Origin of the sequence: Micromonospora sp. RTGN7 (assembly GCF_033804645.1) — a bacterium.
Lineage (GTDB): Bacteria > Actinomycetota > Actinomycetes > Mycobacteriales > Micromonosporaceae > Micromonospora.
Genome location: NZ_JAPZLF010000018.1, coordinates 99,866 through 123,964, shown reverse-complemented (window position 1 = coordinate 123,964; position 24,099 = coordinate 99,866). Strand labels below are relative to the sequence as shown.

At 72.7% G+C, this 24,099-nt stretch carries 25 protein-coding genes, 1 tRNA gene and 2 pseudogenes; 21 read left to right on the top strand and 7 right to left on the bottom strand.

All coding sequences use genetic code 11. From position 1 onward, the window contains the following. A partial coding sequence (locus SNR22_RS23315) for a hypothetical protein (RefSeq protein WP_320068770.1) occupies window positions 1-181 on the bottom strand: 181 nt, incomplete at its 3' end. Between the two features lie 149 nt (window positions 182-330). After that, complete coding sequence (locus tag SNR22_RS23310; RefSeq protein ID WP_320068769.1) at window positions 331-1,062, bottom strand: hypothetical protein; 732 nt, start codon at window positions 1,060-1,062, stop codon at window positions 331-333. A gap of 750 nt (window positions 1,063-1,812) precedes the next feature. On the opposite strand from SNR22_RS23310, the gene fdh reads away from it, so the two are divergent. The 8 genes from fdh (at window position 1,813) to SNR22_RS23270 (ending at window position 11,039) form a co-directional block, all read left to right on the top strand. Next, on the top strand, window positions 1,813-5,142 hold the full coding sequence (fdh, locus tag SNR22_RS23305) for a formate dehydrogenase (protein ID WP_320068768.1): 3,330 nt from the start codon (window positions 1,813-1,815) through the stop codon (window positions 5,140-5,142). Beyond that, window positions 5,135-6,178 (top strand): 4Fe-4S dicluster domain-containing protein, encoded by a 1,044-nt coding sequence (locus SNR22_RS23300; protein ID WP_320068767.1) that lies wholly within the window; start codon window positions 5,135-5,137, stop codon window positions 6,176-6,178. The genes fdh and SNR22_RS23300 overlap by 8 nt, the downstream gene beginning before the upstream one ends. Then, window positions 6,175-7,257: an NrfD/PsrC family molybdoenzyme membrane anchor subunit gene (gene nrfD, locus SNR22_RS23295; protein ID WP_320068766.1), complete on the top strand. Its 1,083-nt coding sequence runs from the start codon at window positions 6,175-6,177 to the stop codon at window positions 7,255-7,257. The genes SNR22_RS23300 and nrfD overlap by 4 nt, the downstream gene beginning before the upstream one ends. Window positions 7,258-7,305: 48 nt before the next feature. Continuing rightward, a tRNA-Sec gene (locus SNR22_RS23290) sits at window positions 7,306-7,401 on the top strand. A gap of 22 nt (window positions 7,402-7,423) precedes the next feature. Beyond that, window positions 7,424-8,722, top strand: a complete 1,299-nt coding sequence (gene selA, locus SNR22_RS23285) for an L-seryl-tRNA(Sec) selenium transferase (protein WP_320068765.1) — start codon at window positions 7,424-7,426, stop codon at window positions 8,720-8,722. A gap of 1 nt (window position 8,723) precedes the next feature. Next, window positions 8,724-10,571 (top strand): selenocysteine-specific translation elongation factor, encoded by a 1,848-nt coding sequence (gene selB, locus SNR22_RS23280; protein WP_320068764.1) that lies wholly within the window; start codon window positions 8,724-8,726, stop codon window positions 10,569-10,571. 9 nt (window positions 10,572-10,580) lie between these two features. Beyond that, complete coding sequence (locus SNR22_RS23275; protein WP_320068763.1) at window positions 10,581-10,778, top strand: hypothetical protein; 198 nt, start codon at window positions 10,581-10,583, stop codon at window positions 10,776-10,778. A gap of 75 nt (window positions 10,779-10,853) precedes the next feature. After that, window positions 10,854-11,039: a hypothetical protein gene (locus SNR22_RS23270; protein ID WP_320068780.1), complete on the top strand. Its 186-nt coding sequence runs from the start codon at window positions 10,854-10,856 to the stop codon at window positions 11,037-11,039. 239 nt (window positions 11,040-11,278) lie between these two features. On the opposite strand, the gene SNR22_RS23265 is transcribed toward SNR22_RS23270, so the two are convergent. Then, on the bottom strand, window positions 11,279-11,926 hold the full coding sequence (locus SNR22_RS23265; RefSeq protein ID WP_320068762.1) for a hypothetical protein: 648 nt from the start codon (window positions 11,924-11,926) through the stop codon (window positions 11,279-11,281). A 151-nt stretch (window positions 11,927-12,077) separates the two neighbouring features. On the opposite strand from SNR22_RS23265, the gene SNR22_RS23260 reads away from it, so the two are divergent. Next, entirely contained in the window at window positions 12,078-12,275 is a 198-nt protein-coding gene (locus SNR22_RS23260; protein WP_320068761.1) for a hypothetical protein, read from the top strand. Here the strand turns inward: SNR22_RS23260 and SNR22_RS23255 are convergent. From SNR22_RS23255 to SNR22_RS23245, 4 genes and pseudogenes are all read right to left on the bottom strand, one after another. After that, a pseudogene (locus SNR22_RS23255) lies at window positions 12,272-12,556 on the bottom strand (hypothetical protein); the annotation flags it as partial. The gene SNR22_RS23260 and the pseudogene SNR22_RS23255 sit on opposite strands and share 4 nt — an antisense overlap. A 117-nt stretch (window positions 12,557-12,673) precedes the next feature. Continuing rightward, window positions 12,674-12,881, bottom strand: a pseudogene (locus SNR22_RS29465) (hypothetical protein); the annotation flags it as partial. After that, a complete protein-coding gene (locus tag SNR22_RS23250; RefSeq protein ID WP_320068760.1) occupies window positions 12,878-13,087 on the bottom strand; it encodes a phosphatidylethanolamine-binding protein in 210 nt (69 codons plus the stop codon). The pseudogene SNR22_RS29465 and the gene SNR22_RS23250, both read right to left, overlap by 4 nt. 117 nt (window positions 13,088-13,204) lie before the next feature. Next, window positions 13,205-14,086 carry a universal stress protein gene (locus SNR22_RS23245; protein WP_320068759.1) on the bottom strand — a complete coding sequence of 294 codons (882 nt, stop codon included), beginning with the start codon at window positions 14,084-14,086 and terminating at the stop codon, window positions 13,205-13,207. A gap of 211 nt (window positions 14,087-14,297) precedes the next feature. Between SNR22_RS23245 and SNR22_RS23240 the strand changes: the two genes are divergently transcribed. The 12 genes from SNR22_RS23240 (at window position 14,298) to SNR22_RS23185 (ending at window position 24,098) form a co-directional block, all read left to right on the top strand. Beyond that, a complete protein-coding gene (locus SNR22_RS23240) occupies window positions 14,298-15,485 on the top strand; it encodes a PP2C family protein-serine/threonine phosphatase (RefSeq protein ID WP_320068758.1) in 1,188 nt (395 codons plus the stop codon). 45 nt (window positions 15,486-15,530) lie between these two features. Continuing rightward, window positions 15,531-16,001: a MarR family transcriptional regulator gene (locus tag SNR22_RS23235; protein ID WP_320068757.1), complete on the top strand. Its 471-nt coding sequence runs from the start codon at window positions 15,531-15,533 to the stop codon at window positions 15,999-16,001. A 310-nt stretch (window positions 16,002-16,311) separates the two neighbouring features. Beyond that, window positions 16,312-16,962 carry a CDP-alcohol phosphatidyltransferase family protein gene (locus SNR22_RS23230; RefSeq protein WP_413775689.1) on the top strand — a complete coding sequence of 217 codons (651 nt, stop codon included), beginning with the start codon at window positions 16,312-16,314 and terminating at the stop codon, window positions 16,960-16,962. Continuing rightward, a complete protein-coding gene (locus tag SNR22_RS23225; RefSeq protein ID WP_320068756.1) occupies window positions 16,959-17,939 on the top strand; it encodes a DUF881 domain-containing protein in 981 nt (326 codons plus the stop codon). The genes SNR22_RS23230 and SNR22_RS23225 overlap by 4 nt, the downstream gene beginning before the upstream one ends. Beyond that, window positions 17,936-18,268, top strand: a complete 333-nt coding sequence (locus SNR22_RS23220) for a small basic family protein (protein WP_007071104.1) — start codon at window positions 17,936-17,938, stop codon at window positions 18,266-18,268. The genes SNR22_RS23225 and SNR22_RS23220 overlap by 4 nt, the downstream gene beginning before the upstream one ends. A 10-nt stretch (window positions 18,269-18,278) precedes the next feature. Next, the gene (locus SNR22_RS23215; protein WP_320068755.1) at window positions 18,279-19,172 is read left to right on the top strand and encodes a DUF881 domain-containing protein; all 894 of its coding nucleotides are present in this window, start codon (window positions 18,279-18,281) and stop codon (window positions 19,170-19,172) included. 62 nt (window positions 19,173-19,234) lie between these two features. Then, entirely contained in the window at window positions 19,235-19,615 is a 381-nt protein-coding gene (gcvH, locus tag SNR22_RS23210; RefSeq protein WP_320068754.1) for a glycine cleavage system protein GcvH, read from the top strand. A 213-nt stretch (window positions 19,616-19,828) separates the two neighbouring features. After that, window positions 19,829-20,281 carry an FHA domain-containing protein gene (locus SNR22_RS23205; protein WP_007071101.1) on the top strand — a complete coding sequence of 151 codons (453 nt, stop codon included), beginning with the start codon at window positions 19,829-19,831 and terminating at the stop codon, window positions 20,279-20,281. A gap of 50 nt (window positions 20,282-20,331) precedes the next feature. Continuing rightward, window positions 20,332-21,036, top strand: coding sequence for a MerR family transcriptional regulator (locus tag SNR22_RS23200; protein ID WP_320068753.1), 705 nt, complete (start codon window positions 20,332-20,334; stop codon window positions 21,034-21,036). 223 nt (window positions 21,037-21,259) lie between these two features. Continuing rightward, window positions 21,260-21,724 carry a bifunctional nuclease family protein gene (locus SNR22_RS23195; protein WP_320068752.1) on the top strand — a complete coding sequence of 155 codons (465 nt, stop codon included), beginning with the start codon at window positions 21,260-21,262 and terminating at the stop codon, window positions 21,722-21,724. A gap of 212 nt (window positions 21,725-21,936) precedes the next feature. Beyond that, a complete protein-coding gene (locus tag SNR22_RS23190) occupies window positions 21,937-22,521 on the top strand; it encodes a MerR family transcriptional regulator (RefSeq protein WP_320068751.1) in 585 nt (194 codons plus the stop codon). A gap of 389 nt (window positions 22,522-22,910) precedes the next feature. Then, window positions 22,911-24,098 (top strand): nitric oxide synthase oxygenase, encoded by a 1,188-nt coding sequence (locus tag SNR22_RS23185; RefSeq protein ID WP_320068750.1) that lies wholly within the window; start codon window positions 22,911-22,913, stop codon window positions 24,096-24,098. Window position 24,099: the final 1 nt, after the last annotated feature.

Sequence of the window (24,099 nt, the reverse complement as noted above, 5' to 3'; positions counted from 1 at the left end):
GTGGGGTCGTGGTGGCGGGGTCCAGGTGTAACGACCGGTGGCCGGCCCGCATTCCACCCGCCGGGTTCGCGGGTTCGCTGGCTCGCTGCGCAGGCGGGGGTGGGGTGTCCTGCTCGATCGTCTGCCAGGTGTAACCACCCCGGGCCGGCCGATGTTCCGCCCCCACGATGCCGGCGGTCACCCCCCGACCCGCCAACCACCCGGGAACGGACAGAAAACCCCAGACCACCCCATCGGCTTCACCATGTCCCTGCCATCGTGCCGGTCAAGCGCGAAACGGCCCTCGGCCGACCCCGCCAGGGGCCGGCCGAGGGCCGGATCAGGAAACTGTCACCACAGCTGCTGGACGACGTCCGCAGCCTGCTCCTCCCACTGCGCGTACGCGTACGGGTACGCCGACACCTGGACCGTCTGCGCGGCGGCGGTCAGCGGAAGCTGGTGCCAACCGCCCACGTTCTTCAGCGCGTTGAAGAACGCCTTGGAGGCGTAGTCGGGGTCGGTGATCTCGTCGGGCGAGCCCCAACCCGACGAGGGGCGCTGCTGGAACAGGCCCTGCGAGTCATGGTCGTTGTACGTGCCCAGATGGCCGAGGTTGTACAGCTTCGACTCCTGCAGGGAGGTGGCCACACCGATCACCGCTCCCCGCTCGCCGACGTCGGTCTCCTTGGCGGCCTTGATGATCGCCTTGGCGTTGGCGAGCTGCGCGTCGTCGAGGGGGATGCGCGACTGGGCGCCCTCGATGCCGTGCGGGATCAGTTCGTCGCGGTCCGGTTCATCGGCCACCGACGTGATGCCGGCAGCCTCGCCGGTCGTCAGCGCCGACTCGGTGGTGGCACCCGCGCGGGCCTTGCCGGTGGCCAGGCCGATCGCCGCCACGGCGCCGGCGTGCGGGCTGCTGGTGATCGGGGCAGCGCCGGCCGTGGGGCCGAAGGCCAGGCCGCCGAGTGCGGCGACGCCGGCGATGCTCAGGACGGTTTTGCGGTTGGGGGTCTTGATGACGGCCGGGATCCGGTCGGTGGTCTTCGCGATGACCGGGAGCCATCGAGTGAAGTAAGCCTTCACGATGGTTGCCCTTTCGATCGTTGCGACGCGCTCCGGGTTGAGCGCCCCTCGGGGGAACCGCGCCGCGTCGGGGTTTACCGGCGGGCGGTACGGGGGACACAACCAGCCCGACGTGTCCGTCATTCCGGATACATCGGGCAAGGCCGAGGCTTGGGATCTGGCTCACCGGGCAGAACCGGACAAGGTGCGTCAGCAAAGCCGAGTGCGGCAGGAAACGTGCCCGCCTGCTCCACGGGGGAAGTCGTCGCGGTGCAGCGGGTGGAATAGGCCGCCGATCGGGTAAGTTGTAGCCAGTGTCGGTGTGTCCAGTGTCCCCGGGCCTCACCTAAATTGCCGTCGCGGAATACCGTTCGGCTGGAGCCGCGTCGCGCCACTCGCCGAGAGGCGACCTGCACACCGACACCGGACCGCCCCCGGCCACCCGGCCGGGGGCGGCTTCGTCTCCCACCCGGCAACGCCGGCTCGTCTCCCACCCGGCAACGCCGGCACGTCTCCCACCCGGCAACGCCGGCCGAAGCCCTCACCGGCCGCGTGCGACCCATGGCGACGTCGGGTGCCGATGACGATGGCACCTCGCGCTTCCCGGTGACCGACTGGCCGGCTCCTGGCCGTCGTCGTTCCGCTCAAACCGCCCGGACCGGTGATTTCCGAAGCCCCCGAGGCGGGAAAAGAACGGTCCGGGGTCGCAGCCCGGCGGAGCCTGGCCTATGTTCAGAAGGTCAGCTTCCAGCGCCGGGAGGGGGTGTCCGGATGGGCCTGCGGTCTTTCATCGCGGGCTGGCCGGTCTACCGGCAGCTCACCGGCACCGACCCGCTCGGCCGGGGCGCGGCGGCCCAGTCGGCCGGCTCGGCGGCGCTGACCGCGCGCACCGAGACCGCCGACAGCGTGGCGCGGTCGGTCTGCCCGTACTGTGCGGTCGGCTGCGGGCAGCGGGTCTTCGTCGCCGACGGCCGGGTCACCCAGATCGAGGGAGATCCGGACAGCCCGATCTCCCGGGGCCGGCTCTGCCCGAAGGGGTCAGCCAGCAAGAGCCTGGTCACCAGCCCGCTGCGGCAGACCACGGTCCGCTACCGCCGGCCGTACGGCACGGAGTGGGAGGACCTGGACCTCGAGACGGCCGTCGACATGATCACCGACCGGATCCTTGCCGCCCGCGAGGAGACCTGGGAGGACGTCGACGACGCCGGCCGGCCGCTGCACCGCACGCTGGGCATCTCCAGCCTGGGCGGGGCAACGCTGGACAACGAGGAGAACTACCTCATCAAGAAGCTGTTCACGGCGATGGGGGCGATCCAGATCGAGAACCAGGCTCGCATTTGACACTCCGCCACCGTCCCCGGTCTGGGGACCAGCTTCGGTCGCGGTGGCGCGACGGACTTCCAGCAGGACCTGGTCAACGCTGACGTCATCGTCATCCAGGGCTCCAACATGGCCGAGGCCCACCCGGTGGGCTTCCAGTGGGTGATGGAGGCCAAGAAGCGTGGTGCCAAGGTCTTCCACGTCGACCCCCGGTTCACCCGGACCAGCGCGGTCGCCGACACGTACCTGCCGATTCGGGCGGGCACCGACATCGCGCTGCTCGGCGGCGTGGTGCGCTACATCCTGGAGAACGAGCTGGACTTCCGGGAGTACGTGTTGGCGTACACCAACGCGACGATGATCGTCAGCGAGCAGTTCGTCGACACCGAGGACCTGGACGGGCTCTTCTCCGGCTACAACCCCGAGACCGGCTCGTACGACCAGGCCAGTTGGCAGTACGAGGGCCACGAGGACGACGCCGACAACCGGGGCACCGGCAAGGAGCGCGACAGCGCGGCCGGCCTGGAGCACGAGTCGCACGGCATGCCCACGGCGGGGCAGGCCCGGCGGGACGAGACGCTCCAGCACCCGCGCTGCGTCTACCAGATCCTCAGGCGACACTTCGCCCGCTACACCCCGGAGATGGTGGAGCGGGTCTGCGGCATCCCGCAGGAGAAGTTCCTGGAGCTGGCCCGCGCCTGGACGGAGAACTCCGGCCGGGAGCGTACCGGCGCGCTGGTCTACTCGGTGGGCTGGACGCAGCACAGCGTCGGTGTGCAGTACATCCGCACCGGTGCGATCATCCAGACCCTGCTGGGCAACATGGGTCGCCCGGGCGGGGGCATCATGGCGCTGCGCGGGCACGCCAGCATCCAGGGCTCGACCGACATTCCGACGCTGTTCAATCTGCTCCCCGGCTACCTGCCGATGCCACACCACGCCGACCACGAGACCTTCGACGACTGGGTGAACGGCATCCGCCGCCCCGGCCAGAAGGGCTTCTGGGGCAACGCCCGGTCGTACGCGGCGAGCCTGCTCAAGGCGTACTGGGGCGACGCGGCGACCCCGGAGAACGACTTCTGCTACGACTACCTGCCCCGGATGACCGGCGACCACGGCACCTACCAGCAGGTGCTCAACATGATCGACGGAAAGATCAAGGGATACTTCCTGCTCGGCCAGAACCCGGCGGTCGGCTCCGCACACGGCAAGGCCCAGCGCCTCGGCATGGCCAACCTCGACTGGCTGGTCGTCCGGGACCTCTTCCTGATCGAGAGCGCCACGTTCTGGAAGAACAGCCCCGAGGTGGCCACGGGGGAGATCGTCCCGCAGGAGTGCCGCACCGAGGTGTTCTTCCTGCCCGCCGCGTCGTACGTGGAGAAGGAGGGCACCTTCACCCAGACCCAGCGGATGCTGCAGTGGCGGGAGAAGGCCGTCGAACCGCCGGGCGACGCCCGCTCCGAGCTGTGGTTCTTCTACCACCTCGGCCGCAAACTGCGGGAGAAACTGGCCGCCTCACCGCACCCGCGCGACCGGGCACTGCTCGACCTGAACTGGGACTACCCGACGCACGGCCCGCTCGCCGAGCCGAGCGCCGAGGCGGTGCTGCGCGAGATCAACGGCTACGACACCGTCAACGGCCGCCCGCTGTCCGGGTTCAGCGAGGCCCGCGACGACGGTTCCACCGCCATCGGCTGCTGGATCTACAGCGGTGTGTACGCCGACGGCGTCAACCAGGCCGCCCGGCGCAAGTCCCGCCACGAGCAGGACTGGGTGGCCGCCGAGTGGGGCTGGGCGTGGCCGGCGAACCGCCGCACCCTCTACAACCGCGCCTCCGCCGACCCGCAGGGCCGGCCGTGGAGCGAGCGGAAGAAGTACGTGTGGTGGGACCCGGAGGCCGGCGAGTGGACCGGCTACGACGTGCCGGACTTCGAGAAGACCAAGCCGCCGACGTACCGGCCACCGAAGGGCGCCTCCGGAACGGAGGGCCTCGCCGGCGACGACCCTTTCGTCATGCAGGGCGACGGGAAGGCCTGGCTGTACGCGCCGAGCGGGGTGCTCGACGGCCCGCTGCCGACGCACTACGAGCCGGCCGAGTCGCCGATGCGCAACCCGATGTACGGCCAGCAGGCCAACCCCACCCGCAAGGTCTACGAGCACCCGATCAACCCGATCAACCCGAGCCCGCCGGAGGCGCACAGCGGCGTCTTCCCGTACGTGTTCACGGTCAGCCGGCTCACCGAGCACCACACCGCCGGCGGGATGAGCCGCACCGTACGCCCCCTGGCGGAGTTGCAGCCGGAGATGTTCGTCGAGGTCTCCCCGGAGTTGGCCGTCGAGGCGGGCCTAGCCCACCTGGGCTGGGCGCACCTGGTCAGCGGCCGGGCGGTGATCGAGGCGAAGGTGCTGGTCACCGACCGGCTCACCCCGCTGCGGGTGGACGGGCGGATCATCCACCAGCTCTGGCTGCCGTACCACTTCGGCACCGAAGGGCTGGTCACCGGCGACTCGGCCAACGATCTCTTCGGTATCACCCTGGACCCGAACGTGCTGATCCAGGAGAGCAAGGTCGGCACCTGTGACGTGCGGCCCGGCCGGCGTCCCACCGGGCCGGCGCTGCTGGACCTGGTCGCCGACTACCGGCGGCGGGCCGGGATGACCGTGGACCGGCAGATCCCGCTGGTCACCACCGACGCGGCGGGCGGCGACGACGCGGCCGGCAGCAGCGAAGAACGCTCGCCGGAGGCATCGGCGCGCGACAGGAGGGGCAAGGATGCGTGACCCCAACAGCCTCTACGGGCCGCTGGACCCGGCCCCGGACGCCGGCTGGACCGACGCCGGACCCCGGATGGGTTTCTTCACCGACACCAGCGTCTGCATCGGCTGCAAGGCCTGCGAGGTGGCCTGCAAGGAGTGGAACGACGTGCCGGGCTCCGGGATGGACCTGCTCGGCATGTCGTACGACAACACCGGCGCGTTGACCGCGAACTCGTGGCGGCACGTGGCGTTCGTCGAGCAACCTCGCCCGGCCGGGCACCGCACCCCGCCGTTCGCCGGCAACCCCACCGGCGCCCCGGCCAGCGCAGCCTCGGCGGCGGTGGCGGCTGCCATGCCCGGCGACTCCGGCACGACCCCCGGGGTTCCGCCGGGCGAGCCGGCCGCCGCCGCCCGGATGGCGGCCGGCCCCGAGTTCCTCGGCATGCCCGGTGCAGCCCCGCCCGGCCGGGCCACCGGCGCGGCCGAACGCACCGACTTCCGCTGGCTGATGATGTCGGACGTGTGCAAGCACTGCACCCACGCGGCCTGCCTGGACGTCTGCCCCACCGGGTCGCTGTTTCGCACCGAGTTCGGCACGGTCGTGGTGCAGGAGGACATCTGCAACGGCTGCGGCTACTGCATCTCCGCCTGCCCGTACGGGGTGATCGACCAGCGTAAGGGGGACGGCCGGGCGTGGAAGTGCACACTGTGCTACGACCGGCTCGGCGCCGGGATGACCCCGGCCTGCGCGCAGGCCTGCCCCACCGAGTCCATCCAGTACGGCCCCCTCGACGAACTGCGGGAGCGGGCCGCCGAGCGGGTGGCCACCCTGCACGAGCGGGGGGTGCCGGAGGCCCAGTTGTACGGCCACGACCCCACCGACGGCGTCGGCGGCGACGGCGCGTTCTTCCTGCTCCTGGACGCCCCGGAGGTGTACGGGCTGCCCCCGGACCCGGTGGTCACCACCCGCGATCTGCCCGGGATGTGGAAGCGCGCCGGGCTGGCCGCCCTGGTCATGGCGGCGGCGACCGTCGCCGCGTTCGTCGGAGGGTCCTCGTGAGTTCGCACCGTCCCCCGGTCGGTGACCGGTTCCGCCGTTTCCTCGAGGACCCGCCCCGCGAGTCGGCCCCGGTGAAGCGGCGGCGCGGCGGAGCAAAGCGCGGGGGCGGCGGCGGGGAGCAGCTCAACGTCCCGCCGGCCGAGTTCACCTCCTACTACGGCCGCCCGGTGCTCAAGCCGCCGGTGTGGAAGTGGGACATCGCGGCATACCTGTTCACCGGAGGGTTGGCCGCCGGGTCGTCGCTGCTGGCCGCCGGCGGGCAGCTCACCGGCCGGCCGGAGCTGCGCCGCGCCGGCCGGGTCGCCTCCCTGGTCGCGGTGAGCGCCAGCGCGTACTTCCTGGTCAACGACCTGGGCCGGCCGGCCCGGTTCCACCACATGCTGCGGGTGGCGAAGCTGACCTCACCGATGTCGGTGGGCACCTGGGTCCTCACCGTGTTCGGGCCGGCCGCTGGCGTGGCCGCCATCGCCGAGGCGGCGCCGTGGCTGCCCGAGCGGGGCGTGCTCGGCCTGGGCCGCCGGCTGCTGCCCCCGGTCGGCCACGCCGCCGGGCTGGTCGCCGCCGCCACCGCGCCGGCCCTGGCCACGTACACCGGGGTGTTGCTGGCCGACACGGCGGTGCCGTCGTGGCACGAGGCGTACCCGGAACTGCCGGCGATCTTCGCGGGCAGCGCCCTGGTCAGCGGTGCCGGCGTGGGCCTGCTCGCCGCGCCCTGCGACCAGGCCGGTCCGGCCCGGCGGATGGCGGTGGGCGGCGCGGCCCTGGAACTGTGGGGTTCGCACCGGGTGGAGACCCGTCTCGGCCTGCTCAGCGAGCCCTACCGCATCGGCACGCCCGGCCGGCTGCTGCGTGCCGGCCGGGCGCTGACCGCCGCCGGGGTGCTCGGCGCGCTCGTCGGCCGGCGCAGCCGCGTGCTGTCGGGGCTCTCCGGCGTCGCCCTGCTCGCCGCGTCGGTGGCCACCCGGTTCGGGATCTTCCACGGCGGCGTCGTCTCCGCCCGCGACCCGAAGTACACGGTTATCCCGCAACGCGAGCGGGTCGAGCGCCGCGCCACCGGGGGGCCCACGATCGAGGACTGATCGACACCTCCGCGTACCGCCCGGCGATCACTGTGGTCAAATGGCCCTGGAGGCGTTCAGGTGGCTGGTGCCCCTCCCGGTCTTCAAAACCGGAGTGGTCCGGGACCCGGGCCAGGCGGGTTCGATTCCCGTCCGCCTCCGCCACGCACCCCTCGGAGAGGACGCGATGCGCGACGCCGACCCACGACGGCGGGTGCCGCGCACCGACACCCTGCTGGCCGACCCACGGCTCGCCGTCGCCGCCGACACCCTCGGCCGCCGTCGGGTCAAGGCCGCGATCCTCGCCGCGCAGGCCCGCGCCCGCCGCGGTGAGATCACCCCCGAGGGGGTACGCGACGCAGCCCTCGCCGACCTGCCCGCCCCCGCACCCCAGGCGGTGCTCAACGCCACCGGGGTGGTGCTGCACACCAACCTCGGCCGGGCCGCGCTCTCCGCCGCCACCGTGGATGCCCTGGTCGCCGCTGCCGGGCACACCGACGTGGAGCTGGACCTGACCACCGGGCTGCGGGCCCGACGTGGCCGCGCCGCCCTCGACGCGTTGGCCGCCGCCGTGCCCGACGCGGGCGCCGTGCACGTGGTGAACAACGGCGCCGCCGCCCTGGTGCTCGCCGCCACCGCGCTGGCCGCCGGCCGCCAGATCGTGGTCAGTCGCGGCGAACTGGTGGAGATCGGCGACGGTTTCCGCCTGCCCGACCTGCTCGCCAGCACCGGCGCCCGGCTGCGCGAGGTGGGCACCACCAACCGGACCACCCTCGCCGACTACGCCGCCGCGATCGGCCCCGACACCGGTTTCGTGCTGAAGGTCCACCCGTCGAATTTCGTGGTCACCGGCTTCACCTCCGCCGTCGGCGTCAACCGGCTGGCCACCCTCGGCGTGCCGGTGGTCGTCGACATCGGCTCCGGGCTGCTCGCCGCCGACCCGCTGCTGCCCGCCGAGCCGGACGCGGCCAGCGCCCTACGCGCCGGCGCGCATCTGGTCACCGCCAGCGGCGACAAGCTCCTCGGCGGGCCGCAGGCCGGCCTGCTGCTCGGCGACGCCGAGCTGGTCGACCGGCTGCGCAGGCACCCCCTGGCCCGCGCCCTGCGGGTCGACAAGCTCACCCTGGCCGCGCTCGCGGCAACCCTGCACGACCAGGACACCCCCACCCGAGCCGCCCTGCACGCCGACCCGGCCGCCCTGCGGGAGCGCACCGAGCGGCTGCGCGACCGGCTGGCCGCCGACGGCGGCAAGGCCGAGGTGGTACCCACCGCCGCCGTGGTCGGCGGCGGCGGCGCCCCCGGCGTCGAGCTGGACTCGTGGGCCCTCACCCTGCCGCAGCGGTACGCGCAGCCGCTGCGCACCGGCGAGCCGCCGGTGCTCGGCCGGGTGGCCCAGGGGCGGCTGCTGCTGGACCTGCGCTGCGTCCCCGCCGACGCCGACGACGCGCTGCACGCGGCGATCCTGGCCGTGCCCGGGGACGGCTGAGGTGTGGGTGGTGGCCACCGCCGGGCACGTCGACCACGGCAAGTCGACCCTGGTGCGGGCGCTGACCGGGATGGAACCCGACCGGTGGGCCGAGGAACGCCGCCGGGGCATGACAATCGACCTCGGTTTCGCCTGGGCCACGCTGCCCTCCGGCGGCACCGTCGCCTTCGTCGACGTCCCCGGCCACGAACGGTTCGTGCCGAACATGCTCGCCGGCGTCGGCCCCGCCCCGGCCGCCCTGCTGGTGGTCGCCGCCGATGAGGGGTGGATGCCCCAGTCGGCCGAGCACCTTGCCGCGCTGCACGCGCTCGGGGTGTCGTACGGGCTGCTGGTGGTGACTCGCGCGGACCTGACCGACCCGGGCCCGGCGCTGGCGCAGGCCCGCGCGGAGATCACCGCGACGTCCCTCGGCGCGGTGGAGGCCGTCGCGGTCTCCGCGGTCACCGGGGCGGGCCTGCCCGAGCTGCGCGCCGCCCTGGACCGCCTGGCCGCCCGGCTGCCCGCCCCGGCGGCCGACGCCCCGGTGCGGCTGTGGGTGGACCGGGCGTTCACCATCCGGGGTAGCGGCACCGTGGTCACCGGCACCCTCGGCGGCGGCCGGTTGACCGTCGGGGACCACCTCGAACTGGCCGACACCGGTGAGCCGGTCCGGGTCCGCGGTCTGCACTGTCTGGGCGCCCCCCACGACCGGGTCGACGCGGTCGCCCGGGTGGCGGTGAACCTGCGCAACGTCGCCCGGGACCGGTTGGGCCGCGGCGATGCCCTGCTCACGCCCGGCCGGTTCCGGCGCACCGACCTGCTCGACGTGCGGGTCGCAGGTGACCCGGCGGCAGACCTGCCGGCCACCCTCACCCTGCACGTCGGCTCCGCCGCCGTCGCCGCCCGAGTGCGCCCGCTCGGCCCGGACACCGTCCGGCTGCGGCTGGCCTGCCCGTTGCCGCTACTCATCGGCGACCGGGCGTTGCTGCGTGACCCCGGTCGCCACCACGTCGCCGGCGGGGTGACCGTCCTCGACGTGGCTCCGCCGCCGCTGACCCGGCGCGGGGCCGCCGCCGCCCGCGGCGAGGTCCTCGCCGGCCTGGACGGCCGACCGGACCTGGCCGGTGAGCTACGCCGCCGCGCCCTGGCCCGCCGTGACGACCTGACCCGGATGGGGGTGCCGGTCACCGCCGCCCCGGTCGCCGGCCAGTGGTTGGCCGACCCCGCCCACTGGCGTGCCCTCGTGGCCCGGCTGGCCGCCGAGACCGCCCGGTACGCCCGCGAGTACCCCCTGGAGCCGGGCGCCCCGGTCGACGTGCTGCGGCAGCGCCTCGACCTGCCCGACCGTGCCCTGGTCGAGGCCCTGGTCCGCCCACCGTTGCGGGTGCACGCCGGCCGGGTCACCGCCGAGGCCCCCGACGCCCTGCCCGACCCGGTGGCCCGCGCCGTGGCCCGGGTCCGGGCCGAGTACGGTGACCGCCCGTTCCGGGCCCCGGAGGCGTACCGCCTCGCCGAGCTCGGTCTCGGGCCCCGGGAGATCGGCGCGGCCGTGCGAGTGGGGGCGCTGCTGCGGCTGGCGGAGAACGTGGTGCTGCTGCCCAGCGCGGTGGACGACGCCGCCCGCGTGCTGGCCCGACTGCCGCAGCCGTTCACGCTCAGCGCCGCCCGGCAGGCCCTGGACACCACCCGCCGGGTCGCCGTGCCGCTGCTGGAGCTGCTGGATCGGCGGGGCGTCACCCGCCGCCTGCCCGACGACGCGCGCACAGTCCTCGCCGGGCCCTCGCCGGCCGGCGCTCACGCTCAGATCCGGCCGGAGGACCCGGCTGCCGTCTGGCGCGACGCAGCCCCGGCGGGTGGAAGCGTGGCCTAGCGTGGCGGCATGGACCCTTCGGCCGTCTGGCGCGACCGCAGCCATCGGTGGCGGATCGAGGCGTATCGGGCTCCTGACCTGCGCTTCGCCGTTTTCGCCACCAACGGCACCACGGAGTCGGCGCCGCTGTGGTTGTTCGGGATGGCCGCCCTGGCCCGCTGGCTGATGACCCACGCCATCTCCCTGGACGACCTGGAGACCGACTGACCGCGGGCCACCCGGACGGGGGAACCCGCACGCTTCCCGGGTGCACCCCCGGACCGCCTCCGTACCGTGCGGGACGTGAAGGACCGAGGAATGCGCACGGCCGTGGCGGTGCTCGCCGGCCTCGCGGTCATCTACTTCGGCAGCAAGGGACGCAGCCCCGACGAGGGCGGCGGGGTGTCCGGCGGAGTGGTGGTGCTCGCGGTGCTGGCCGCCGCCCTGGCCTGGCACCTGACCAAGCCAGGAAACACCCCAACAAAATAACCCCCACCCCCACCCCCACCCCCACCCCCACCCCCACCCCCACCCCCACCCCCACCCCCACCCCCACCCCCACCCCCACCCCCGTCCTCGGCCGAACACCGGCCCGGTGATCATGAAGTTATTGCCTGCCCGGCCGGCGTGCCGTGACAATAACTCCATGATCACCGGGTCGGTGTTCGGTGGGTGGGTGGGTGGGTGGGTGGGTGGGTGGGGGTGGGGGTGGGGGTGGGGGTGGGGGGTCAGTGGGTGGTGGGGGTTTTCTTTGGGGCGGGTTCCTCGCCGAGGGCGACTCGGACCAGCGCCGAGGCGAGGCGGCCGAAATCGCTGTCGCCGACGAGCCCGGCCAGAGCGTCCGGGTTCGCCGGCAGGCCTAGTTGTTTCGCCCCGGCCAGGGCCCGCCGGTCGGCGTACGGACGCAGGTCGGGCCAGACCGTCTGCGCCTCGCGCAGGAAGATGTCCGCGCCGGTGGGGCCGATCCCGGGGAACTCGGTGAGCAGCCGGCGCAGCATGGCCGGGTTCCCGTCGGCCTCCCGGTGCAGCCGGCGCAGGTCACCGTGCCACCGGTCCAGGCACAGCCGTGCGCCGGTGCCGAGCATGGTGGCGGTCCGCTCGTCGTATCGGCGGTAGTGTCCCCGGCCCAGCGCGTCGACACGGTCCTGCCAGCCGGCGGCCTCCATGGCCTGCGGGGTGCGGTATCCGGCCGCGAAGAGCTCCCGGGCGGCGGCCACCGCGACCGAGGCGCGAATTCGGGTGCTCAGCAGTGTCGTCAGCACCAGCAGCTGGTACAGCGGGGCGGGCCGGTCGGCGAGGCCGATGCCCGCCTCCTCTGCGTACGTGCGGCCCTGCCGGTCCAGCAGGACTTGCGCCGTCCTCCGAGTGTCTGTCACCCCCTCCCGGTACCCGGATCGGCATCGCCCACCCGTGCGGTGGCCGGGAGAACGCGGCCGTCGTGCCAGGGGCCCCGAATGGTGGCCACGGCGGCGGGTAAGCCGCGGTGGGTGCGGCCGACGCCGCGCCGTCCACCGGAAGGAGACTCCCGTGTCGAACCCGCAACAGCCGGAGCTGCGCCGCAACGGGCGCAACGACGCCGTGCAGGACGCCAAGGGGCCCGGCCCGTCCGGGCACCCGAGTAACCGCGGCACGTCCCAGGGCGACCGGGGCCGCACCGTGCCGCGCGGCCAGGTGTCGCCGTACGGCCCGGCCGCCGGCAAGGTGGCCGACGACGACAGCGCCTAGCACCGCCGGGACGACGACGGTGGCCGCAGCCGGTTCCAGGTGGCTGCGGCCACCATCCCGTACGCCAGGTGCGGCACGATGTCCGACATCCAGTCGGTGCGGCTCCACCGGCGCGGGTCGGTCACGCCCAGCGCGGTCATCGAGCCGTCCGACATCGCCATGACGCCCCCGCCGAGCAGCCCCACCGCCACCGGCAGCGAGGCGCGGCGGCCCCCCACCAGCACGGCGAAGGCGGCGCCGGCGGCGACGCCGATGCCGTACCCCAGCAGGGGCCCGCGGCCCCCGGGGGGGGGGGGGCGGCGGGGCGGGGGGGCCCCGGGGGCCGGGGGGGGGGGGGGGCCCCCCCCCCCCGGGGGGGGGGGGCGGCGGGCGGCCCCCCCCGCCCCCCCCCCCCCCCGGGCGCCGGCGCCGGGGGGGGGGGGGCCCCGCGCGGCCCGCGGGCCCCAGGTCGACGTGGGCGAGTCGGGCCACCCGCCCGGCGGTCTCCTCGGGGGTGCTGCTGGCCGGTCGGGCGCGCAGCACCATGTCGAGGTAGCTGACCATGTTCAGCGCGGCGCTGCCCACCGCTCCGGCGATGGCCCCGTCGACCAGTTTCGCCCCGCTCACCGGGGATCGCCCGGTTCGCGTTCGCCCTTGGGGCCGTAGGTTCGTTCGCCCCGTACGACGCCGCGCTGTCCCCGGTCGTCGCGCAGGATCCGGTTGGCGACCTGGTTGGCCTCCTGGTCTGCCGCCCGGCCGGAGTTCTCGATCAGATCGCGTAGCCGTGCCCGCTGCTTGTCGTATGCGTTGCTGCCCGGTCGTGGTCCTGGCATCGCCGCCTCCTTCAGGTCGCTGGGCCCGTTGGCGTACGCCGTCTACCCGCCCCCGGCGTGGCCAATCGTCGTCCCGGTCCGCACCCGGGGGAACGGACCGCACGATCCGGGTCGGTCTCAGGCGGGGGCGCGGACCACGGCGACCGGGCAGTCGGCGCGGTGCAGCATGGCGTGACTGACCGAGCCGAGGACGAGGCCGGTGAACTCGCCGCGGCCCCGGCCGCCGACCACCAGCAGCTGCGCCGACCGGGACGCCTCGGCGAGCGCCGCGGCGGGCCGCTGCCGGGTCGCCACCCGCTCGACGGCCACCTGCGGCCAGCGCTTCTCGAGGCCGGTGAGGGACTCGTCGAGCACCCGATGCTCCTCGCGGCGCAGCTGGCCCTCGTCGTACACCAGGGGTTGCATGTCGCCCGGTCCCTCGGCGCCCGGGTGCCGGTAGGCGTGCACGGCCCGCAGGGCGACGCCGCGCGTCGCCGCCTCCTCGGCGGCGAACTCCACGGCGGCGCGGGACAGCGCGGAACCGTCCACCCCGACCACGACGGGCCCGTCGGCCCGTGCGGTGCCACGGACGACCAGCACCGGGCAGTCGGCGTACGCGGCGACCTGGACCGCCACGGAGCCGATCAGCAGCGTGGCGAAGCCGCCCAGCCCTCGGCCGCCGAGGACGATCAGCGCGGCGGTGGGGGACTCGCCGACCAGCACGGCTGACGCCGCCCCGTCGATGACCTCCCCGGTGACCCGTAGGCCCGGTTCGGCCGTCTCTGCCTCGGCCACCGCCTCGGCGACCAGGCGGTTGGCCTGCTCGCGCAGCCCGGCACCGGGTGGGCTGCCGGGTGCCGGGCCGAGGGGCACGCGCATCAGCGGCCAGATGAAGCCGTGCACCACCCGCAGGGCCCGGCCCCGGCGGGCTGCCTCCCCGGCGGCGAGCCGGACGGCCCGCAGTGCCTGCTCCGAGCCGTCCACCCCGACCACCACCGCCGCGCCGTTGGCCGCGTTCACCGCCGTACCTCCCTCGCCGTTGCCCCGCGGTCAGTATCGCGGCCATCCGAGGGCCGCCGAGGCGATACCGCGCAGGCCAGGGGGTCGCCTCGGCGCTCCGACACCTCCCCGGAGGCGAGCATGTCGACGGGAGAGGCCGACCGCGCCCGCCGGCCGGCACCGGCCCTCCGTATGATGCTTGCCCTACAGCAAGAGTTGCCGGAGGGGGATCATGTCGGACACGTCCGGAGCGGTGGCCCGCGCCCTGCGTGAGGCACCGCCCGACCTGTTGGCCGAGGCTGCGGACCGGGCCCTGCGTGGCACCCTGGACGCGTCGCGGACCGACGTGTTCGTCGCCGACTACCGGATCAGCGGCCTGTGGCCCGTGCTCGACCCCGACCTGCCCGATGCCGGATTCCTCGCCTGCCACGGCGTGGCCCAGCGGTGCTTCAGCAGCCAGCAGCCGGTGTTCGACTCCGGCGACGACGGCCGGTGCCGGGTCTACCTTCCGCTGACGGTCTGGGGCGAACGACTCGGCGTGCTCCTGGTCGAACTGCCTGCCAGCCCTTCGGCGGCCACGGTCGACACGGCCCGGGACATCGCCGGCGAGTTGGCGCTCGCGCTGCGCGCGGCCGACCGGCAGACCGACCGGTACCGCCGGGCCCGCCGCCGGGAGCGACTGAGCATGGCCGCCGAGATGCAGTGGGACCTGTTGCCGGGCCGCAGCGTGACGCACGGCGCGTTCCTGCTGGCCGGGCAGCTGGAACCGGCGTACACGGTCAACGGTGACCACTTCGACTGGTCGGTGGACGGTGAGCGGCTCACCGTGACGGTGCTCAACGGCGCCGGCACGGGCCTGTCGGCGGCGCTGCTGACGGCGGTGACGGTCAACGCGATGCGCAACGCCCGCCGCTCCGGTGGCGGTTTGGTCGAACAGGCCGAGTTGGCCTCGGACACCATCTTCTTCCAGCACCGGGGCGAGCGGCACGTGGCGACGCTGCTGCTGGAGCTGGACACCACCACCGGCCGGGTGCGGGCGGTGGACGCCGGTTCCCCGCACCTGCTGCGGCTGCGCGGTCGCGCGGTCGCCCGGGTGCCGCTGGAGCAGCAACTGCCGCTGGGCATGTTCGCCGAGACCCGCTACGAGCTGCAGGAGTTCACCGTGGAGCCGGGGGACCGGCTCTTCGTCATCAGCGACGGTGTGTACGCCGCGGCGCCCGGTGGCCGCGAGCCGTACGGGGAACGGGCCATGGCGCGGTCCATGCGCGCGACGCGGCTGCAGCCGGCTACCGAGGCAGTTGGTACGGTGATGCGCGGGCTGCAGGCCTACCACGCCGACGCCGATCTTCGTGACGACGCCGTGGTCGTCTGCCTCGACTGGCGGGGCCGGGGCGGGCAAGCGGTCGGCTGGGCGCGGTGACGGGGCGGTAGGCGGAACACGACCGGACATTCGCAGGGGACGTCGGTGGAGCAACCTCTGAATCTCGCCGCGGCAATCGCCGCGGCTGCCGAGGCGCTCGTCGGCGTCCTGGACCCTGCGGGTTCCCGGCACCAGATGACGGTGTCGCCCACGCAGCTGCGTGTGCTATCGCTGATCAGCGCCCGTCCGCGCACCAATGTGAACCGGCTCGCGGAGTTGCTCGACGTGGTGCCGTCGTCGGCGAGCCGGCTCTGCGACCGGCTGGAGGCGATCGGGCTGTTGCGACGGGTCGCCGACCCGCGGGACCGCCGCGAGGTCCGACTGGTGCCGACGACGGCCGCCGAGGCCCTGCTGGGGGAGTTGGCGCAGCGCCGGCACCGGGCGGTGGGCGCGGTGCTGGACCGGATGCCGCCCCGAGCCCAGCATGAGCTGCTGCTGGCGCTGCGGGCGTTCGGTCAGGCCGCCGTGCCGGCCCCGGCGGATGCCCAGTCAGACATCCCGGCTCGTACCGCCTGAGCGGGGACGGGCGCGCTCCTGTAGATCCTGCCCCTCTCCGCCAGTGTCCTAGGACGCTCTACGCAACGTGAACTCCGCCACAAGCCCAGCAACGCGCACCCGAACGACAACCTGCCGGACCGGAAGCCGAAAGCCAGCCGGATATAGTGACAGCGCAATTCACCGGCCGGTGGTCCCAGCGACCACGGCCGACCAGGGGAGGTCCCGACCCGGGGCCCACACAGGCGCCGGCGTCGCCGGCCCGGCAACGCGCACGTCCTTCCGCAGCGCCCGCACGCGGGCGTCGGATCGTGCTGCTGAGGGAGGTTCGGTGTCGCGTCGGCCGACGGGGGCGTTGCCCGCACAGACCCCCGACGGCCCGGGGGCAGCGCCGAGCGGGGACCGGATCCTCACCCTGCCCAACCTGATCAGCTTCGTCCGGTTGCTCGGCGTCCCGCTCTTCCTCTACCTGCTGCTGGTGTCGCACGACGACGTCGCCGCGGTGGTGGTGCTGGCAATCGGGGGCACCACGGACTGGGTCGACGGCTGGGTCGCCCGCCGGCTGCATCAGGTCAGCCGTCTCGGTGAGCTGCTGGACCCGCTGGCCGACCGGTTGTACATCCTGGCCACCCTGCTGGCGTTCACGGCGCGCGAGGTGGTGCCGTGGCAGTTCACCGCCGCGCTGCTCGCTCGGGAGTTGCTGCTGCTGGGTTCGCTCGGGGTGCTGCGCCGGCACGGGTACGGTCCGCCGCCGGTGCACTACGTCGGCAAGACCGCCACCTTCCTGCTGCTGGCCGCCTTTCCGGTCCTGCTGGGGGGACACGCGGCGTCGGCGGTCACGGCGACGACCGCGAGTGCGATCGGCTGGGGTCTGGCGTGGTGGGGGCTGGTGCTGTACTGGGCGGCGGGCGCGCTGTACGTGGTTCAGGCGGCCCGGCTGGTCCGGGCGGTGCGGGCCGGTACACCCGGGGTGGTGGCATGACGGTTGGTCCGACGCGCGGCGGGGCGGAGCAGCGGCCTGACGGCGAGGAGCGAGGTCCTGCGGGTCGGGTGTACACGGCGGATTTTCTGACCGAGTTGTTCGGCAATCCGCTGGATCCGGGGTACGCGGACGCGGCGGCCCGGCGCCGGTCGTCGCCGTCGCCGTCGGGGCGGCCTGGGTGGTCGTCGCGGACGGTCAGCCTGGTGGTGGTCGTGGCGTTGGGTTTCCTCTTCGCGGTGGCGTACCGGCAGACGGTGGCCGAGGAGCCGGGGCGCAGCCAGGCGCGGGCCGGGTTGGTGGCGCAGATCAAGGAGCGCGAGGCGGAGACCGACGGGTTGGCTGCGCGGGCGGACCGGTTGCGTGAGGAGGTCGGTCGGCAGCGGGATGCGGCGTTGAGTGGTTCGCAGGCGTCGCGGCTGCGCCGGTTGGAGGCGGGTACCGGGCTGGGGCGGGTCCGTGGTGATGGTGTGGTGGTGCGGTTGGCCGATGCGCCGGTGGCTGACAAGGACGGGTTGACCGGTTCGGGGGGTGGTCCGCCGCGGGTGTTGTACACGGATCTGCAGAAGGTGGCGAATGATTTGTGGGCGGCGGGTGCGGAGGCGGTGGCGATCAATGGTCAGCGGTTGACGGCGACGTCGACGATCAGGTCGGCGGGTGAGGCGATCCTGGTGGATTTTCGGCCGGTGACGGGTCCGTATGAGGTGTCGGCGATCGGGCCGGGGGCGCTGCGGGACCGGTTCGAGGACTCTCGGGCGGCGTATCTGATGCGGGACCTGGTGGAGTCGGTGGGGTTGTCGTTCCAGGTGCGGGAGGTGGAGGACGTCACCTTGCCGGCGGCGCCGGAGCCACGGTTACGCTACGCCGAGCCGTCGGTCAGTCCGAGTCCGTCCGTGTCGGGGTCGGGTGTCGAGGGTTCGTCCAGGCCTGAGCCTTCCGGCTCTGGTTCGTCTCCCAGCCCTTCCCGAGGTGGCCGATGATCGCGGTGTTGGCGTTGCTCGCCGGTGTGGTGCTCGGGGTGTATCTCGATCCCACTGTTCCGGCGGCGTTGCAGCCGTACCTGCCGATCGCGGTGGTGGCCGCGTTGGACGCGGTGTTCGGTGGGGTGCGGGCGAAGCTCGACCGGATTTTCGACGATAAGCAGTTCGTGGTGTCGTTCATCTCGAATGTGCTGGTGGCGGGCTTGATTGTGTATCTGGGTGACCAGTTGGGGGTGGGTGGGCAGTTGTCCACCGGGGTGGTGGTCGTGCTGGGGGTACGGATCTTCGGGAATGTGGCGGCGATTCGTCGGCACCTGTTCCGGGCGTAGGTTTGTGGGGATGAGCGGGGAGCAGAGCGAGACGGGTGCCGGGCGACCGGTGGGTTCGGCGCGTCCGGGTGCGGCGGCGGGGCAGTCGGAGCCGTCGGATGTGGGTGGCCCGTTGGCGCCGGAGGGTGAAGGGGCGTTGGCGCCGGACGGTGCGCCGACGGTGCGGCTGTCGGCTGCGGTGGGGGACGCTCCGGCTTGGTTCGGGTTGGGGCGGCGGTTCACCTCGGCGGGGGCGATGATCGCGTTGTTGCTGGGGTTGTTGGGGTTCACCCTGGTGGTGCAGTTGCGGACGACGTCGACGGATCCGACGTCGGCGGCGACGCGGCAGGAGGACCTGGTGCGGATCTTCTCGGATCTGGATTCGCGGGACAAGCGGCTGCGGCAGGACATCGAGGCGTTGGAGGAGAGTCAGCGGCAGTTGCGCTCGGGTGAGCAGGGTCGGCAGGCGGCGTTGAAAGAGGCGACGCGGCGGGCGGACGAGTTGGGGATCCTGGCGGGGACGTTGCCGGCGCGGGGGCCGGGGTTGAGTGTGCGGTTCGAGGCGGGGCCGAAGCCGATCTCGGCGTACCGGATCCTGGACGCGGTGCAGGAGTTGCGGGGTGCGGGTGCGGAGGCGATGCAGATCTCCGGTGGGGGTGGGGCGGTGCGGGTGATCGCGTCGACGTTCTTCCTGGATGGCGGGGATGGTGCTTTGGTGGTGGACGGTCGTTCGTTGACGGGTCCGTTCACGATCACGGTGATCGGTGATCCGACGACGATGGCGACGGCGTTACGGATTCCGGGCGGGGTGGCCGCGTCGGTTGCTGGTGACGGCGGTAACGTGATCGTCGAGGATCGTGAGGTCGCCGAGGTTTCGGCGTTGCACGAGCCTGTGAAGTTGGAACACGCCCGTCCGGTTTCGTGACCGGCGCGGCGCGCCGGTTCTCCGGTGCAGCGATGGTCGTACGACGGTGAAGGGCGCGTCTGGTGATTCCTGAGGATCTGCGGTACACCGCCGAGCACGAGTGGGTGGCGGGTGACGGTTCGGGTGTTGTCCGGGTCGGCATCACGCACTTCGCGCAGGACGCGCTGGGTGACATCGTGTACGTCCAGTTGCCGGAGGTGGGCGCGGAGGTCGCTGCGGGTGACTCGTTGGGTGAGATCGAGTCGACCAAGAGCGTGTCCGAGCTCTACGCCCCGTTGAGTGGGGTCGTGGCGGCGTGGAACGAGTCGTTGGTGGATACTCCGGAGGTGATCAACTCTGATCCGTACGGTGTGGGTTGGTTGTTGGAGATCACGCCGAATGATCCGGCGGCGGTGGACGGGCTGCTGACCGCCGGGGCGTATCGCGAGCTCACCGAGAGCTGAGTGTCCGTGGGGCGTGTGGTGTTGTTGTCCGCGCGTCCGGTTGCCCTGCATTTCGGCGCTGGCTAGGCTCGTCCAGTTGACCGAGAACCCAATGAGTTGAGCGTTGCGGGATTGCCTTTCCGGGCACGGGGAGCCAGCCGCCGGGTGGACTGCCCGGCGGCCAGACCCGCCATCACCCGACGCCGACGCGAAACAGATCCGTGAGGTGGTCCCATGACGCGGCCAGACGACGAGTTCCCCCCGCTCGACGTCACTTCGACGCTCAATCTCGGTTCGCTCGACGAAGTGCTGGAGGGGCCGGACACCGATGTGGTGCCGAGCCGGATGTCCGGTTCGTTGCCGCCGGGTATGGCGCTGCTGGTGGTTCGTCGGGGTCCGAATGCGGGCGCCCGGTTCTTGTTGGATCATGATGTGACGACGAGTGGCCGGCATCCGGACAGTGACATCTTCCTGGATGATGTGACGGTGTCCCGGCGGCATGCCGAGTTCCACCGCGACGGTGGAACGTTCACGGTGCGTGACGTCGGGAGTTTGAACGGGACGTACGTGAATCGGGAGCGGGTCGAGGCGGCCACGTTGAGCAATGGTGACGAGGTGCAGATCGGCAAGTTCCGTGTGGTGTTCATCGCCGGTCCGCGCCCGGAGGAGGAGGCCGGCCGGGGGTGAACGAGCCTGCGGCTTCGACGCCGCCCGGGGCGGCCCGTGCGCATCCGCTGATGAGTATCGGCGAGGTGTTGGGGCAGCTTCGGGTGGAGTTTCCTGACGTCACGATTTCGAAGTTGCGGTTCCTGGAGGCCGAAGGGCTGGTGGAGCCGCAGCGGACGGCTTCGGGGTACCGGAAGTATTCCTGGGACGATGTGGCGCGGTTGCGGTTCGTGTTGACCGCGCAGCGGGACCAGTATCTGCCGTTGCGGGTGATCCGTGAGCAGCTGGCGCAGTGGGACGGGTCGGTGGATGGTCCGGCGCCGTCGCGTCCGACGTTGGTGGCGGTGGGCCCGGATGGTGAGGTGCCGGGTCGTCCGGCGGCTGAGCAGCCGGTGGATTCGGCGCAGGTGCGGTTGGGTCGGGTTGATCTGGTCGCGCGGAGTGGGATCGACGTCTCGACGTTGGGTGAGTTGGAGCGGCTCGGGATCCTGGTGTCCGATCCGCCGGGTTGGTACGACGGGGATGCGTTGATCATCGCGCGGGCGGTGGCGGGTCTGGCGGCGTACGGGTTGGAGCCTCGGCATCTGCGGGGTTACCGGACGGCGGCGGATCGGGAGGTGGGTCTGTTCGCGCAGTTGGTGGCGCCGTTGGCGCGGCAGAGTGATCCGGCGGCGCGGGCGCGGGCGGCGGAGACGGCGCGTGAGTTGGTGGCGTTGTCGCAGCAGTTGCACGCGGCGTTGGTGCGGGTGGGGTTGCGGTCGACGTTGGGTCGTTGATCGTGGGGTGTGCTGCGCGGCCCGGGGCGGTGGTCCCGGGCCGTGTGGTGTTGGTGGGGGCGGTGGGAAAGATCTGCCGCGGGGTGCGTGTCGTAGGCTTGCCGGGGTAACCCTTTCCGGCTCGGGCGGTGGGCGGAGCGTACGGGATGTGCGTGTCGCGGTCCGTGTACCGTGCAGGGAAGGGCGGGGTGCGGGCGTAGGTGACAACGACACGGAGGCGGCGGTGCGCGAGCTGAGCGTGGTCGGGGTTCGGGTGGAGTTGCCCAGCAATCAGCCGATCGTTCTGCTGCGGGAGGTCGAGGGGGATCGCTATCTGCCGATTTGGATCGGTGCGGTGGAGGCGACGGCGATCGCTTATGAGCAGCAGGGAGTCAAGCCGGCTCGGCCGTTGACGCATGATCTTCTGCGGGACGTGTTGGCGGCGTTGCAGGCGCCGTTGCGGGCGGTGGAGATCACCGAGTTGAAGGAGAACGTCTTCTACGCGGATCTGTTGATCGGTGACGGGGTGCGGGTGTCGGCGCGGCCGAGTGACTCGATCGCGTTGGCGTTGCGGGTCGGTGCGCCGATTCGTTGTGCGGAGCAGGTCCTCAGTGAGGCGGGGATCGTGATTCCGGACGAGCAGGAGGACGAGGTGGAGAAGTTCCGGGAGTTCCTGGATCAGGTGCGTCCGGAGGATTTCGCGGGCTGAACGTCGCTGCTGGTGTGGTTCCGTGTCTTCCCCGCCCCGGCGTGGTCACTGTGGGTGATCCGCCGAGTGGGTGGGTGATCTTTGTGGTCGCCGCGCGGCGTGTCGTGTCCTCTTCTGCACGGTAACCCTTCGAGCGCGCTATAGGGTTGCCGTGTCGAGGGGTGCACGTTCCGGATGCGGCGTGTCACCGTACTGGCGGGGAGGTTGTCCGGATGCACGAGCCGCGAGATCCCGAGCCTGGTACGCAAACGCAGGGGACGGGTGTGGTGCCGGCGGGGCCGGCGACTGAGGGTGACGGTGCGGTGGGCTACCGGGGTGTGACGGCCTGCCACGCGGTGGGCATCACGTACCGGCAGTTGGATTACTGGGCGCGGACTTCGTTGGTGCTGCCGAGCGTGCGGGACGCGTCGGGTTCGGGGACGTCCCGGCTGTATTCGTTCCGCGACCTGGTGGTGTTGAAGGTCGTGAAGCGGTTGTTGGACGCCGGGGTGTCGTTGCAGAACATCCGGAAGGCGATCGAGGCTTTGCGGTCGCGTGGGGTGGCCGATCTGGCGGGGATCACGTTGATCTCGGACGGCACGACGGTGTATGAGTGCCGGTCGCCGGAGGAGGTGGTCGACCTGTTGCAGGGTGGCCAGGGCGTGTTCGGCATCGCGATCGGCGGTGCGTTCAAGGAGATCGAGGGTTCGTTGTCGCATCTGCCGGCGGAGTCGGTGGGCGTGGTGGCGCAGGAGCCGGCGGTGGAGTCGGTGGGCGACGAGTTGGCGGCGCGGCGGGCGCGACGCCGGGCGGGCTGAGCCGCCTGCGCGACGCGGTGGGCGATCCGGTCAGCGGCGCCCTGGCTGTCGGTCGTGACCTGCGGGCGGTGACCCCGGCGCGGGGGTGGTGTCCGCTGTGGTCCGCGGGAGCCGTCGGGTGTGGACATTCCCGGTTTGAGTCGTCTTGTTGACAGTTTTTGTGTCGACGGTAATCCTGTGTGCGGCGTTCGCCCCCATCTAGGGAGGCCACCTTGGGTGGCGGCCGGTGGTGGGAGTTGGTGGACCGTGTGCCGGGACGACGCAGGGAGCGGCGAGGTCGCCTGCCCGACGATCGGATTTGAACAGCAGTGCAGACTGACAGTCACGCCGCCATTGCCGTGGTGGACGTCGACGGAATTGCCGTGGGCGGAGGCGGATCGGGTTGCCCGGTGGCGCCTGGTGCCCGGGTCGGGTCCCCGCCGGTCGCGGACGTCCTCGCGGAGGCGGAGGAGTTCCTCCGCCTGTTCCACGCCGAGCGGCGGCTGCCGGGGGTGGCCGCGCGGGTCGGGCAGGCGCGGGAGGAAATCGCGCTGACCGGCACGTACCGACACACCTCCGAGGAGCTGGTGTACGGGGCGAAGGTCGCGTGGCGGCAGTCGGCGCGTTGCGTGGGTCGGGTGCGGTGGTCGGGTCTACGGGTCCGGGACCAGCGTGACGTGACGACGGTGGCGGGGATCGCCCGGGAGTTGGCGCAGCACCTGGCGGTGGCGGACAACAGCGGCCGGATCCAGTCGGTGATGACGGTGTTCGCGCCGGACCTCCCGGGGGTGGGTCCGCGGGCGCGGGTCTGGAACGACCAGTTGATCCGCTACTGCGGGCACCGGTGCGCTGACGGGTCGGTGCTGGGTGACCCGGCTCAGGTGGCGATGACGGACGCGGCGTTGCGGTGTGGGTGGCGCATCCCGCCGGTGCCGGGCCGGTTCGACGTGCTGCCGTGGGTGGTGGAGACGGCGTACGAGGATCCGACGCTGGTGGAGGTGCCGCGGGACCTGGTGCGGGAGGTCGCGTTGGCGCATCCGGCGTATCCGTGGTTCGAGGAGTTGAAACTGCGGTGGCACGCCGTGCCGGTGATCAGCAACATGCGGTTGCGGGTGGGTGGGGTGGACTACAGCTGCGCCCCGTTCAACGGCCACTACCTGAGCGACGAGATCGGCACCCGGAACCTTGTTGACCCGGACCGTTACGACCAGTTGCTGCCGGTGGCGCGGGGTTTGGGGTTGGACACGTCGCGGGAGGACACGTTGTGGCGGGAACACGCGGCGTTGGTGATCAACCAGGCGGTGTTGCACTCGTTCCGGCAGGCGGGGGTGCGGATGTCGGATCCGCACACCGAGTCGGAGCTGTTCATGAGGTTCTGCGCGCAGGAGGAGCGGGCGGGGCGGCCGGTGCACGGTGACTGGTCGTGGCTCAACGGCAGTGTGGGATGGGCGGCGTTGCACGCCGTGCATCACCGTTACTACGACACCCGGGTGCCGAACCCGAACCTGTGGCCGCCGGAGGGCGGCCGGGGCTCGGACGGTGTGGCGGAGCTGACCCTGCGGCAGCGGCACGACGCCGCCCGCGGGCGGGAGGACTGAG